Here is a 12,234-nt window from a genome sequence, read left to right on the forward strand (position 1 = left end):
CTTCGGGGCGCGATCCGACTGCCCCGATGGCTGCCCAACGGCGCCATGTGTCACGGCGGCCGGCGCGCCCGGCCGCCGTCGAACGAAGGAACAACTCCTGGTGCGCAGACCGCACATACGCAGTGTGGCCGTCGCCGTCGCGGTGGCGACGGCGGCCACGGGCCTGGCCGGCACGGCCTTCGCCCGCCCCGCGCCCTCGGCTGCCCGCGCGGCCGCCGAAGGCGTCCGGACCGCCGCACGGACCGGGCCCGTGGTGAACGCGGCCCGAGCGGCCGCGTTCGCCCATGCCGACGCCTCCGGGGTCGGCACCGGTGACGAACTCCGCGTGCAGGACGTCATGTTCGACCCCGAGGGCGGCCGTCACGTCCGCTTCCAGCGCGCCCACAGCGGCATGCCGGTGCTCGGCGGCGACCTCGTCGTCCACCTCGACCGGCGGCTCGGCTACACCGGTGTGACCACCGCGGCCGGCCAGTCCGTACGGGCCACCGCCTCCGACGCCCGGATCACCGCCAGGCAGGCAGCCGCCAAGGCGGCCGACGCCGCCGAGGGTGATGCCACAACCGCCGAACTCGTCGTCGACGCGCGCGACGGCGGGACCGCCCTCGCCTACCGGGTCACCGTCACCGGCAGTGCCCTGGACGGCGCGAGCGGCTCCCGCACGGTCGTCGTGGACGCCGTCACCGGGGAGGTCCGCAGCAACACCCCGGACGCGGACGAGTTCCTGTCGCCCAAGCTCCGCGAGGCGCTGCGGGCACGGGGCGAGACGGTCGCCCCGTCGACCTCCGCCCCGGCCGCGCCGAGCCTCCTCGCGGGCATCACCTCGGGCGCCTCGGGCTACCCGGCGACCGCGCGCGGCACCGGCAAGACCCTGTTCGTGGGCAGCGTCCCGCTGACCACCACGCAGACCTCGCGCGGCCACTTCCAGCTCAAGGACCCCACCCGGTACAACACCGAGACGCGGGACGCCAAGGGCAAGTACACCGAGTCCTTCGGCAGCGGCACCGCGATCACCGGAACCAGCAACGTCTGGGGCAACGGCAGCACCAGCAACCGCAACAGCGCGGCCGCCGACGCCCAGTACGGCATCACCAAGACCCTGGACTTCTACAAGAAGACCTTCAACCGCGCGGGCATCGCCAACAACGGCAAGGCCGCCCGCGCGATGGTCCACTGGGGCCGCGGGGTCGGCAACGCCTTCTGGGACCCGGCCTGCGGCTGCATGCTGTACGGCGACGGCGACGACATGATCAAGAAGCCGCTGGTCGTCCTCGACGTCACCGGTCACGAGCTGACCCACGGCGTGGTCGACGCCACCGCCAAGCTGGAGGCGACCTACGTCGACAGCGACGGCAACCAGTACGGCGAACCGGGCTCGCTCAACGAGTCCCTCGCCGACATCTTCGGCTCCAACGTGGAGTTCTTCGCCGCCAACGCCAAGAACCCGCCGAACTACCTGCTGGGCGAGAAGCTGGGCCTGAAGCAGAAGTTCCTGCGCCGTCTGGACCGTCCCTCCCTGGACAAGCTGGAGGGCACTGTCGACTACTGGTCGAAGGCGACGTACGACACCGAGGTGCACGCCGGTTCCGGCGTCTCCTCGCACGCGTACTACCTCCTGGCCGAGGGCAGCGGCAAGAAGAAGATCGGCGGCGTCTCCTACGACTCCCCGACCTACGACGGCGGCGCCGTCAAGGGCATCGGCCGCGCCAAGGCCACGGCGGTCTTCTACCGCGCCCTGACCCGCTACATGGTCTCCACCACCGACTTCCACGACGCCCGCGTGGCGACGCTGAACGCGGCCAGGGACCTGTACGGCGCGACGAGCACCGAGTACCGGACCGTCGACCGGGCCTGGGCCGCGGTCAACGTCAAGGCCGCCAACACCCCGGCGAACCGCTGACACCCCCGGCTCCCGCCAGGCCCCGTCCCGCCTCCGCGCGGGGCGGGGCCTTTGTGCGCAAGGCTCAAGTGGGCAAGGCCCTTGTGCGCAAAAGGCTCTTGTGCGCAAGTGGACACGGAGCGTACCGAGGTGCGGGGCGCGGGTGTCGGCGGGACCATCGCAGGCATGGGCCAGACGAAGGAGACGGCCAGGTGAGCGGCCGGGGGAGAGCGTGCCGGGCGGCCGCCGTCCTGCTGCTCACCCTCACCGGCCAGGCGACGCCCGCCCTGGCGGCCACCCCGCCGGCCGGGGCCACCGTGCGCGGCTCCGGCATCGTCACCTGGGCCGCGAGCGCCCAGCGCGTCGGACAGGGTGCCGACCGGGCCTACCGGCTGATCGTGCGGGTCAGCGCGGGCGGGAGCGACCTGCGCGTCCGGCTGTCCAACGCCTTCGGGGACCGCCCGCTCACCGTCGACGCCGCCCACGCGGGCCTCCAGGACCGGGGGGCGGCCCTGAAACGGGGCAGCAACCGGGCGCTCACCTTCGGCGGCGAGCACACCGTCACCGTTCCGCCCGGCGGCGCCGTCTGGAGCGACCCGCTGCCCGGCCCGGTCCCGGCCGGGGCGCGCCTCGCCGTCAGCCTGCGCACCCCGGACGCCCGGGGACCCGCCACCGGCCACGAGATGGCCCTCACCACCTCCTACCTCGGCCGGGACGCCGACCCAGGCGGCGACGGCGACACCGGCTGGGCCCTGACCACCGGCTCCTGGTGGTACCTCGACGCCGTCTCCGTACGCCCCGCGCGCCCCCGCGCCGGCGCGGTCGTCGCGCTCGGCGACTCCATCACCGACGGGTGGGGGTCCACGCCCGGACTCGACCGGCGCTGGCCGGACGACCTCGCCCGGCGGCTGCGCGCGGAGGGCATGGGCGTCGCCAACGAGGGGATCTCCGGCAACCGGGTCCTGACCGACACCAACGGCGGTCCGCGCGCCGGGACTCGGCTGGAACGGGACGTCCTCTCCCAGCCCGGCGTGCGCACGGTGATCCTCTACGAGGGCGTCAACGACCTCAAGGCGCGGGACGGCGCGAGCGCGGCCGAGATCGTCGCCGGTTACCGGGAGATCACCAAGCGCGCCCACGCGGCGGGCCTGTGCGTGGTCGGCGCCACCGTCGCCCCCTTCAAGGGCTGGCCCCAGTGGAACCCGCAGGCCGAGAAGGTGCGCCGGGAGGTCAACCACCAGGTGCGCACCGGCGGCGACTTCGACGCCGTCGCCGACGTCGACCGCGCCCTGCGCGACCCCCGCGACCCCGCCCGGCTGCGCCCCGACCTGGACAGCGGCGACCACCTCCACCCCGGCGACGACGGCATGCGCGCCATCGCCGGGGCCGTCGCCCCGCCGAGCCGGGACTGCCGGCGCTGACGCCCATTCAGCTCAGCAGCCGCGCCCAGTCGGCCGGGACCCGCCCGGCCGGCCCCGGTACCGGCTGGTCGGCCGGGTGGCTCTCGGGCGGGGCCAGCGCGGGGCCGGACTCGTACAGTTCCTTCGTGGCGTAGTTCCAGAACCACTCCTCGCCCGGCTCGAAGCTGCGCAGCACCGGATGGCCGGTCTCCCGGTAGTGGGCGGTGGCGTGCTTGCCCAGCGAGTCGTCACAGCACCCGATGTGCCCGCACCGCGCGCAGCGGCGCAGATGGAACCACCAACTGCCCGCCCTCTCGCACTCCACGCACCCCGTACCGCTCGGCGGCACGGACGGGTCGATCGCGGTGTCCTCACTCATGCGCTCTCCTCTGGTGTGTCGGGTCTGCCGGGTTCGCCGGACGGGTTGTCCGCGGTCAGCGGGAGGCGGACCTGGAAGCGGGTGTCGCCGGGGGCCGACTCCAGCCGCAGGGTGCCGCGGTGCTTGTCGACGACGATCCGCCGCGAGATGTCCAGCCCCAGACCGGTGCCCGCGCCGACCGGCTTGGTGGTGAAGAACGGGTCGAAGATCCGCTCCCGGATCTCCGGCGGTACACCGGGCCCGGTGTCCGCGAACTCCACCAGCGCCAGCTCCCCGTCCCGCGCCGTCCGCACGGTCAGCGTGCCCCCGCCGCCGTCCTGGGTCATCGCGGACACCGCGTTGTCGATCAAATTGGTCCACACCTGGTTCAGCTCCGCCGGATACCCCGGCAGCGACGGCAGCGTACGGTCGTAACTGCGCACCACCTCGATGTGCGGGCCGAGCTTGCCGGAGAGCATCAGCAGGGTGCTGTCGAGGAGTTCGTGCACGTCCACCACGCGGAACGGCGCCCGGTCGAGCTGGGTGTACTGCTTGGCGGCGTCGACCAGTTGGGAGACGCGGGTGGTGGCATCCTCGATCTCGTTCATCAACAGCTCGGTCTCGATGGTGTAGTTGAGCCAGCCCACCGCGCCGCCCAGGATCTCCTGGTCCACCGTGGAGGCCACCCGCTCCAGCCAGTCGGCGTCCAGCCCGGCCTGCACGAACACCGGCGCCAGCCGCCAGCCGTCCTCGATGCCGTGGTCGGTCAGCCAGTCGGCGAGCGCGTCCTCCCGGTCGGCCGCCTCCAGCGGACCGAGCGCCGGCGCCTTGGCGACCCGCTCGGCGGTGCGCTCCTGGAGCTCGATCAGGCCGGCCAGCGCGTCGCGGGAGAACGGCCCCTCCGCGATCAGCGCCAGCTTGTGCCGCATCCGGGCCACCCGCTCCCGCAGGGTGGAGGTGGCCCGCACCGCGGCCGCCGCCGGATTGTTCAGCTCATGGGTGAGCCCCGCCGACAACGAGCCCAGCGCCAGCAGCCGTTCGCGCTGCCCGATGGCCGCCTGCGTGCTCTTGGAGCCGAAGAACAGCCCCTCCAGCAGATGCACCGCCATCGGGAACCAGGCCCGCATGACCTCCGCGAACACCGTCGCGGGCAGCACGAAGAACCGCGTCGGCTCCGTCACCCGCATCGAGTTGTTGTACACCTGCCGCACCCGGTCCCCGAGATACGCCTGCATCGCGCCGCCGTACACCCCGCGCTGGTCGGTCCGGGACACCTCCACGTCCTCGGCGCCGATCCGCCGCGACAGCACGACCGCGCCCTCGATCAGCACGTAGAAGCAGGTCGCCGGGTCGCCCTCGGTGTACACCGGGCCCGGCTCGAACAGCTCCACCCGGCCCTCCCGGCACAGCCGCCCCAACTGCTCGGGCGACAGCCGCTCGAAGAGGAACAGGCTCCCGATCTCGCCGGGGCTGCACGGCAGCGGCCGCCCGCTCACGACTGCTCCAGATACCGGTGGACGAGCATCACGGCCATGGCTCCCTCTCCTACGGCGGACGCGACCCGTTTGGCCGACTCGGCGCGCGCGTCGCCCGCCACGAACACGCCCGGCACACTGGTCTCCAGGTGGTACGGCGGCCGGTCCAGCTCCCAGCCCTCCGGCAGCTCCCCGTCCACGGTCAGGTCCGGGCCGGCCAGGATGAATCCCCGCCGGTCGCGGCGCACGGTGCCGTCCAGCCAGCCGGTCAGCGGGGCGGCGCCGATGAACACGAACATCCACTGCGCCTCGACCTGGTCGGCCTCCCCGGTGTCCACCCGGCGCAGCGTCAGCCGCTCCAGCCGGTCCGAGCCGTGCGCCGCCTCCACCTCCGTGCGGGCGCGCACCGCGATGTTCGGGGCCTCGGTGATCTGCTGGACCAGGTAGTGCGACATCGACGCCGACAGATCGGCCCCGCGCACCAGCAACGTCACCGACTTGGCGAACCGGGACAGGTACATCGCCGCCTGCCCGGCCGAGTTGGCGCCGCCCACGATGAACACGTCGTGGCCCTGGCAGGACGGCGCCTCGGTCAGCGCCGACCCGTAGAACACCCCGCAGCCGGTCAGCCCCGCGCAGCCCTCGGCGGTCAGCCGCCGGTACTGCACCCCGGTCGCCAGGATCACGCTGTGCGCGCCGATCGCGGAGCCGTCCGCGAACCGTACGACCCGCGCGGCGCCGTTGACCTCGAGACCCGTCACCTCGCGCGCGGTGAGGATCTCCGCGCCGAACCGGGTCGCCTGGCGGCGGGCGCGGTCGGTGAGCTGGGCGCCGGAGACGCCGTCGGGGAAGCCGAGGTAGTTCTCGATGCGGGAGCTCTGCCCGGCCTGGCCACCCGTCGCCGAGCGCTCCAGCAGCACCGTACGCAGCCCCTCCGAGGCTCCGTACACCGCAGAGCCGAGCCCGGCCGGACCGCCGCCGATCACCACCAGGTCGTAGAAGTCGGCCGTCGGTGTGGTGGCGAGCCCCACCCGCGCGGCCAGCTCCGGGGCCTCGGGCTCGACCAGCACCCCGCCGTCCGGGGTGATCACCAGCGGCAGCCGCAGACCGTCCTGCCCGGCCGCCGCCAGCAGCCGCCGGCCCTCCGGCTCCTCCACCGAGTACCAGCGGTAGGGCACCTGGTTGCGGGCCAGGAACTCCCGTACCTCCGCCGACCGCGCCGACCAGCGGTGGCCCACCACCTTCATGAACGGCACCGGCCGGTGGTCCCCGGCCCGCCAGGCCGCCAGCAGGTCGTCCACCACCGGGTACAGCTTCTCCTCCGGCGGGTCCCACGGCTTGAGCAGATAGTGGTCCAGGTCCACCACGTTGATCGCGTCGATCGCCGCCCCGGTGTCCGCGTACGCGGTCAGCAGCACCCGGCGCGCGCCCGGGTAGACGTCCATCGCGCGTTCCAGGAACTCGATGCCGTTCATCACCGGCATCCGGTAGTCCGCCAGCAGCACCGCCACCGAGTCCCCGCGCAGCTTGAGCTCCCGCAGCGCCTCCAGCGCCGACGGTCCGGACTCCGCGCGCACCACGCGGTACGACGCGCCGTAGCGGCGCCGCAGATCGCGGGCGACCGCGCGGGACACGCCCGGATCGTCGTCCACGGTCATCAGGACGGTCCGCGCTGCCTCGGTCGGCTCTGCCATGCCTTCTCACCCCGGGCGGTCGGGTGCACGGGACGGTCCCGCCCATCGTATGTGCGTTTCTTCCGCTTCGCCCCGGTGCGTTTCGGGCCGTCGGGTGGCGGACACGTCCGTCCGCTGTGGCAGGGTCATGGCGACGACGGAACATGCCGTTCGACGAGGAGGCTTCACGTATGACACGCCCGATCACGGCAGGGGTGGACGGTACCGAGGAGAGCCTGGCGGCGCTGGACTGGGCGGCCCGCGAGGCCGTGCGCCGTGGCCTGCCGCTGCGCGTGGTGCACGCCTGGGAGGAGATCGGCGAACTGCCCGCCGACCGGGACACCCAGCGGACCTGGGTGGAGGAGGGCATCGGCCGCGCCGTCGGCTCCCTCGCGGAACGGCACCCCGGCCTGGACACGACCGTCGAGCTGACCGAGGACGACCCGGTGGACGCGCTCCTCGCGGCCGGCGCGGACGCCGAGGCGCTGGTCCTCGGCACCCGCGGGCACGGCGCGGTGATGGGCTTCCTGCTGGGCTCGGTCGGCCTCCGGGTCGTCGCGGAGACCGGACGGCCGGTGATCCTGGTCCGCGCGGGCGACCGACCGGAGGCCGAGTCCGCCGGGCGGGAGATCGTCGTCGGCCAGCACGGCACCCCGGAGGACAGCGCCGCCGCGCTGCGCTTCGCCTTCGAGGCGGCGGCCGCCCGCGGGGCCACCGTCCGCGCGGTGCGCGCCTGGACCCTGCCGCCCGTCTTCGCCTACAGCCCCGGCTCCCTGAAGCTGCTGGACGAGGCGGGCGGCCTCGAACCGTACGAGAAGCGGGCCCTGGCCGACGCGCTGCGGCCCTGGCGGGAGCGGTTCCCCGGCGTGCCCGTCGCGGAGCACGTCGAGATGGGCAGCGCCGGGCAGGTGCTGGTCTCCCAGGCCGCGCGGGCCCAGCTCCTCGTGGTGGGGCGCCGGGCGCGCCGTACGGCGGTCGGCGCCCGGATCGGCTCCGTGGCGCACGGGGTGCTGCACCACGCGGGCAGCCCGGTCGCCGTGGTCCCGCAGGACCGGCCGGGCGCCGACCCGGCCTGACCGCTCAGGACGCCCGGTCGCGGGCCTGCTCGGCGGCGGCCCGCACCGGGCCCCGGTACAGCGGGCCGTGGCCGGGCAGCAGCATCTCGCCGTCCAGTTCGCCGATCAGCGCCAGCGAGGTCACGGCCCGGTCCGTCTCGTGGTGGAAGAAGCCGTGCAGCATCTGCGGGCCCCGGAGGCGGGAGGTGGCGTGCCCGGTGACCAGGGCGTCGCCGGAGATCACGACGCCGGCCTCGGGCAGGTGGTAGACGCAGTGCCCGTCGGTGTGGCCGGGCGTGTGCACGGGCACCGGGCGCCCCGGCAGATCGAGGGGGCCGCCGGACTCGAACGGCTCGGGCTTGACCACCGGGTGGTGGCCGGTGCCGCCCGCCTTGATCACTTCCACCGCCCACGGCACCACACCGGGCCGCCAGGCGTTGCGCACCACGTCACCGACGGAGCACTGCTGGAGGAAGTCGCGCCGGGCGTGCGGGACTTCGGCCGGATGCAGCAGCACCGGCGTGCCGTGGACGTCGCGCAGGTACTCGGCCGAGCCCAGGTGGTCGTTGTGCGCGTGGGTGATCAGCACCGCCGTCACCGCCTCGGGCGAACTGCCCACGGCGACGAGGGAGTCGAGCAGTGCCCGCCGGTCTCCCGGATACCCGGTGTCGATGAGCGTGACGTCCTCGCCGTCCTTCAGGATCACCCAGTTGACGTGGTGGCCCCGCACCAGGTGGACGCCGTCCGCGACCTGCTCTGCCTGTGCCCGCATGTTCGCCTCGGATTCCGGCCGATGACTTGACCCGCGTCAGCCAATCAGACGCCGGCTCAGCGCACCCCGCGAGGGCGGAACTGGATGCTGATCCGGGGCCCGGCGGCCCGCGCCGACTTGGGGACGCAATGTTCCCAGGTGCGCTGGCAGGAGCCGCCCATCACGATCAGGTCGCCGTGTCCGAGGGGCCGGCGCACGGCCACCGCGCCCCCGCCCGCCGGACGCAGCAGCAGATCGCGCGGGGCGCCGACCGAGAGGATCGCCACCATCGTGTCCTCGCGGCTGCCCCGCCCGATCCGGTCCCCGTGCCACGCCACGCTGTCCCGGCCGTCGCGGTAGTAGCACAGCCCGGCCGTGACGAAGGGTTCGCCAAGCTCCGGCCCGTAGTGCGCCGAGAGTGCCTCGCGGGCCTCCGTCAGCACCGGGTGCGGGAGCGGGTCCCGGTCGCGGTAGAAGGACAGCAGGCGCGGTACGGACACCACGTTGTCGTACATCCGGCGCTGCTCGGCCCGCCAGGGGACCTCGGCGGCGAGCTGTTCGAACAGGGCGTCGGCCCCGCTCAGCCAGCCCGGCAGCACGTCGATCCAGGCCCCGGAGCCCAGTGCGGTCCGGCCCAGTCCGTCGAGAGGACCGAGGCGCAGCTCGTCGGCCTGGTCGAACAGCGAACTCTGGAGGTGCGTGGACATGGGGACAGCGTACTCCTGAATCGAAAATGCGTTCTATTGATCACGGAGCGGCCGCCGGCACGGCTCTTTCGATACATCGACGTATCGGATACATTCCCGTATCGAAACGGAGGTGCGGGCGATGACGGCCGACCAGAAGGCGCCGCGCGTCACCAGGCGGCGGGCGCGGACGCGGGCCGAACTGCTCGCCGCCGCCTTCGCGGTGTTCGCGGCCAAGGGGTTCGGACGGGTCTCCATCGAGGAGGTCTGCGAGGCAGCCGGATACAGCCGGGGAGCCTTCTACTCCAACTTCGCCACCCTCGACGAGCTGTTCTTCGCCCTCTACCAGGAGCGCGCCGACCTCATCGCCGCCCAGGTCGCGGACGCGCTCGCGCAGGACGGCCCGGCGCTGGACGTGGCCGCCTCCGTGGACCGGGTCGCCGACGTGCTCCTCCTCGACGTGGACTGGCTGCTGGTGAAGACCGACTTCCTGGTGCACGCCGCCCGCGACCCCGCCGTCGCCGGGACCCTGCTCCACCACCGGGCCCGGCTGCGCGCGGCCGTCGCCGACCGGCTCCGTCGCGCCGAGGCCACCGCCGCCCCGCCCGGCGGGGTGGACGCCGCCGCCCGCGCGGTCGTCGCCGCCTACGACGGCGTCACCGTCCAGCTCCTGCTGGACAAGGACGTCGACGCCGCCCGCGACTGGCTCAAGCACCTCCTCACGCCCCTGCTGACCGGCGGCGGCGACCCGGAATGAACCCTGCATGAATCCTGCACGACCCCTGCACGACCCCTGGACGGAAGGACGAGGACTCCATGGACGCGGACGTCATAGTCGTGGGAGCGGGCCTGGCCGGCCTGGTCGCGGCGCACGAACTCACCAGCCGGGGCCGCAAGGTGGCCCTGCTGGACCAGGAGAGCGCCGCCGACCTCGGCGGCCAGGCGTTCTGGTCCCTCGGCGGCCTCTTCCTGGTCGACTCGCCCGAACAGCGCCGCCTCGGCGTCAAGGACTCCCTCGACCTCGCCTGGAACGACTGGCGGGGCAGCGCCGGCTTCGACCGCCTGGACGACGAGGACTCCTGGGCGGTGCGCTGGGCCCGCGCCTACGTCGAGTTCGCGGCCGGGGAGAAGCGGTCCTGGCTGCGCGGCCACGGCATCGAGCTGCTGCCCACCGTCGGCTGGGCCGAGCGCGGCGACCTGCGCGCCGACGGCCACGGCAACTCCGTACCCCGCTTCCACATCGCCTGGGGCACCGGCACCGGCGTGGTCGAGCCCTTCGTGCGCTACGCCCGGCAGGCCGCGCGGGACGGGCTGCTCACCTTCCACCACCGGCACCGCGTCGACGGACTGCTCATCGACGGCACCACCGCGCGCGGGGTACGCGGCACCCTGCTCGCCCCCGACGACTCCCCGCGCGGTGTCGCCTCCAGCCGGGAGGCGGTGGGGGAGTTCGAGCTGACCGCGCAGGCCGTCGTCCTCACCACCGGCGGCATCGGCGCCAACCACGACATCGTCCGCCGCTACTGGCCCGAGCGGCTCGGCACGCCCCCGGCCGACATGGTCACCGGCGTCCCCGCCTACGTCGACGGCCGCATGCTCGACATCAGCGCGGAGGCCGGGGTGCGCCTGGTCAACCGGGACCGGATGTGGCACTACACCGAGGGCCTCGCCAACTGGGACCCGGTCTGGCCCGGCCACGGCATCCGCATCCTGCCCGGCCCCTCCTCCATCTGGCTCGACGCGCGCGGCCGCCGCCTGCCCGACCCCTGCCTGCCCGGCTACGACACCCTCGGCACCCTGCGCCATCTGCGCACCACCGAGGACCTCGCGGGACACGACCACTCCTGGTTCGTCCTCACCCGGAAGATCATCGAGAAGGAGTTCGCCCTCTCCGGCTCCGAGCAGAACCCCGACATCACCGCCAAGGACCGAAGGGCCGTCCTCCGTGACCGGGTCCTCGGCAAGGGCGCCCCGGCACCGGTGCGGGCGTTCCTGGACAAGGGCGAGGACTTCGTCACCGCCGGCACGCTGGAGGAACTGGTGGCCAGGATGAACGGCCTGACCGGCGAGACCCTGCTCGACCCGGCCGAGGTGCGCCGCCAGATCGAGGCCCGTGACCTCCAGATGGCCAACCCCTACAGCAAGGACTCCCAGGTCCAGGGCATCCGCAACGCCCGCCGCTACATCGGGGACCGGCTTGGCAGGGTCGCCGCCCCGCACCGCATCCTCGACCCCGACGCCGGCCCGCTGATCGGCGTCCGGCTGCGGGTGCTGACCCGCAAGACCCTGGGCGGCATCCAGACCGACCTCGACTCCCGCGCCCTCGGCCTCGACGGCAGCCCGGTCGACGGGCTCTACGCGGCCGGTGAGGTGGCCGGCTTCGGCGGGGGAGGGGTGCACGGGTACAACGCGCTGGAGGGCACCTTCCTCGGCGGCTGCCTCTTCTCCGGCCGCGCGGCGGGCAGGGCGGCGGCCCGGCAGACCGGCTGACGGCGCCGGATCAGGAGGCGAGGAGGTCCCGGAGCACCGACGCATGGCTGTGCTCCGGGTCCCGGCCCGCCGTGAGCAGGGTGACCGGGCCACGGGAGACCAGCTCCCGCAGCGTGCCGAGTGCCCCGGCGGCCTCGGGAGCGGTCAGCTCCTCCTCGTAGCGGCGCCGGAACTCGTCGTACGAACCGCCGTGGTGGTACCAGCGGCGCAAGTCGTCCGAGGGGGTGAGCGCCTTGGGCCACTCGTCGAGGCGGGCCTCCTCCTTGGAGACCCCGCGCGGCCAGAGCCGGTCCACCAGGACGCGCAGGCCGTCGTCCGGCTCCGGCGGTTCGTAGATGCGGCGAACCCGCACGCTCACGGCGGCACCCTCTTCCGCTCGCAGGGACGGTCCGGACGAGCGTACGCCGGGCACGCCGGAACGGCCCGGGGCGATCCCGAGCGCAGGACAGCCGGGGGTCCGGCGCCCTAGT

11 protein-coding genes are annotated in these 12,234 nt (G+C 73.9%); 5 read left to right on the top strand and 6 right to left on the bottom strand.

The annotated features are described in order from the left end of the window. The first annotated feature begins 100 nt into the window (after nt 1-100). Both ACZ3HQ_RS22260 and ACZ3HQ_RS22265 read left to right on the top strand, forming a co-directional pair. Nucleotides 101-1,897 carry a M4 family metallopeptidase gene (locus ACZ3HQ_RS22260; RefSeq protein ID WP_467513352.1) on the top strand — a complete coding sequence of 599 codons (1,797 nt, stop codon included), beginning with the start codon at nt 101-103 and terminating at the stop codon, nt 1,895-1,897. A 191-nt stretch (nt 1,898-2,088) separates the two neighbouring features. Beyond that, entirely contained in the window at nt 2,089-3,297 is a 1,209-nt protein-coding gene (locus ACZ3HQ_RS22265) for an SGNH/GDSL hydrolase family protein (protein ID WP_467513354.1), read from the top strand. 7 nt (nt 3,298-3,304) lie between these two features. Here ACZ3HQ_RS22265 and ACZ3HQ_RS22270 read toward each other — a convergent pair whose 3' ends face one another. From ACZ3HQ_RS22270 to ACZ3HQ_RS22280, 3 genes are read right to left on the bottom strand one after another with little or no spacing between them, the layout of a single operon-like run. Then, the gene (locus tag ACZ3HQ_RS22270) at nt 3,305-3,655 is read right to left on the bottom strand and encodes a UBP-type zinc finger domain-containing protein (protein ID WP_467513356.1); all 351 of its coding nucleotides are present in this window, start codon (nt 3,653-3,655) and stop codon (nt 3,305-3,307) included. After that, on the bottom strand, nt 3,652-5,130 hold the full coding sequence (locus ACZ3HQ_RS22275) for an ATP-binding protein (RefSeq protein WP_467513357.1): 1,479 nt from the start codon (nt 5,128-5,130) through the stop codon (nt 3,652-3,654). The genes ACZ3HQ_RS22270 and ACZ3HQ_RS22275 overlap by 4 nt, the downstream gene beginning before the upstream one ends. Then, entirely contained in the window at nt 5,127-6,803 is a 1,677-nt protein-coding gene (locus tag ACZ3HQ_RS22280; protein WP_467513359.1) for an NAD(P)/FAD-dependent oxidoreductase, read from the bottom strand. The genes ACZ3HQ_RS22275 and ACZ3HQ_RS22280 overlap by 4 nt, the downstream gene beginning before the upstream one ends. Before the next feature lie 170 nt (nt 6,804-6,973). Here ACZ3HQ_RS22280 and ACZ3HQ_RS22285 point away from each other — a divergent pair, with 170 nt between their 5' ends. After that, the gene (locus tag ACZ3HQ_RS22285; RefSeq protein WP_467513360.1) at nt 6,974-7,858 is read left to right on the top strand and encodes a universal stress protein; all 885 of its coding nucleotides are present in this window, start codon (nt 6,974-6,976) and stop codon (nt 7,856-7,858) included. 4 nt (nt 7,859-7,862) lie between these two features. Here the strand turns inward: ACZ3HQ_RS22285 and ACZ3HQ_RS22290 are convergent, their stop codons facing one another. Together ACZ3HQ_RS22290 and ACZ3HQ_RS22295 are read right to left on the bottom strand one after the other, a co-directional pair. Beyond that, a complete protein-coding gene (locus ACZ3HQ_RS22290; protein WP_467513362.1) occupies nt 7,863-8,609 on the bottom strand; it encodes an MBL fold metallo-hydrolase in 747 nt (248 codons plus the stop codon). Between the two features lie 56 nt (nt 8,610-8,665). Next, nucleotides 8,666-9,295: an alpha-ketoglutarate-dependent dioxygenase AlkB gene (locus tag ACZ3HQ_RS22295; protein WP_467513363.1), complete on the bottom strand. Its 630-nt coding sequence runs from the start codon at nt 9,293-9,295 to the stop codon at nt 8,666-8,668. Between the two features lie 121 nt (nt 9,296-9,416). Here ACZ3HQ_RS22295 and ACZ3HQ_RS22300 point away from each other — a divergent pair, with 121 nt between their 5' ends. Together ACZ3HQ_RS22300 and ACZ3HQ_RS22305 are read left to right on the top strand one after the other, a co-directional pair. Then, nucleotides 9,417-10,031, top strand: a complete 615-nt coding sequence (locus ACZ3HQ_RS22300; protein WP_467513365.1) for a TetR/AcrR family transcriptional regulator — start codon at nt 9,417-9,419, stop codon at nt 10,029-10,031. A 59-nt stretch (nt 10,032-10,090) separates the two neighbouring features. Then, the gene (locus ACZ3HQ_RS22305) at nt 10,091-11,764 is read left to right on the top strand and encodes an FAD-binding dehydrogenase (protein ID WP_467513366.1); all 1,674 of its coding nucleotides are present in this window, start codon (nt 10,091-10,093) and stop codon (nt 11,762-11,764) included. A 10-nt stretch (nt 11,765-11,774) separates the two neighbouring features. Here ACZ3HQ_RS22305 and ACZ3HQ_RS22310 read toward each other — a convergent pair whose 3' ends face one another. Continuing rightward, nucleotides 11,775-12,122, bottom strand: coding sequence for a DUF488 domain-containing protein (locus ACZ3HQ_RS22310; protein ID WP_467513368.1), 348 nt, complete (start codon nt 12,120-12,122; stop codon nt 11,775-11,777). Between the last annotated feature and the right edge of the window lie 112 nt (nt 12,123-12,234).

This window comes from Streptomyces sp. NPDC018263 (assembly GCF_055562575.1).

What these genes read in the sequence shown, in the direction of transcription:
- ACZ3HQ_RS22295 (WP_467513363.1), bottom strand. Translation starts at nt 9,295, where the DNA reads ATGTCCACGCACCTCCAGAGTTCGCTGTTCGACCAGGCCGACGAGCTG.
- ACZ3HQ_RS22285 (WP_467513360.1), top strand. Translation starts at nt 6,974, where the DNA reads ATGACACGCCCGATCACGGCAGGGGTGGACGGTACCGAGGAGAGCCTG.
- ACZ3HQ_RS22270 (WP_467513356.1), bottom strand. Translation starts at nt 3,655, where the DNA reads ATGAGTGAGGACACCGCGATCGACCCGTCCGTGCCGCCGAGCGGTACG.
- ACZ3HQ_RS22305 (WP_467513366.1), top strand. Translation starts at nt 10,091, where the DNA reads ATGGACGCGGACGTCATAGTCGTGGGAGCGGGCCTGGCCGGCCTGGTC.
- ACZ3HQ_RS22290 (WP_467513362.1), bottom strand. Translation starts at nt 8,609, where the DNA reads ATGCGGGCACAGGCAGAGCAGGTCGCGGACGGCGTCCACCTGGTGCGG.
- ACZ3HQ_RS22280 (WP_467513359.1), bottom strand. Translation starts at nt 6,803, where the DNA reads ATGGCAGAGCCGACCGAGGCAGCGCGGACCGTCCTGATGACCGTGGAC.
- ACZ3HQ_RS22300 (WP_467513365.1), top strand. Translation starts at nt 9,417, where the DNA reads ATGACGGCCGACCAGAAGGCGCCGCGCGTCACCAGGCGGCGGGCGCGG.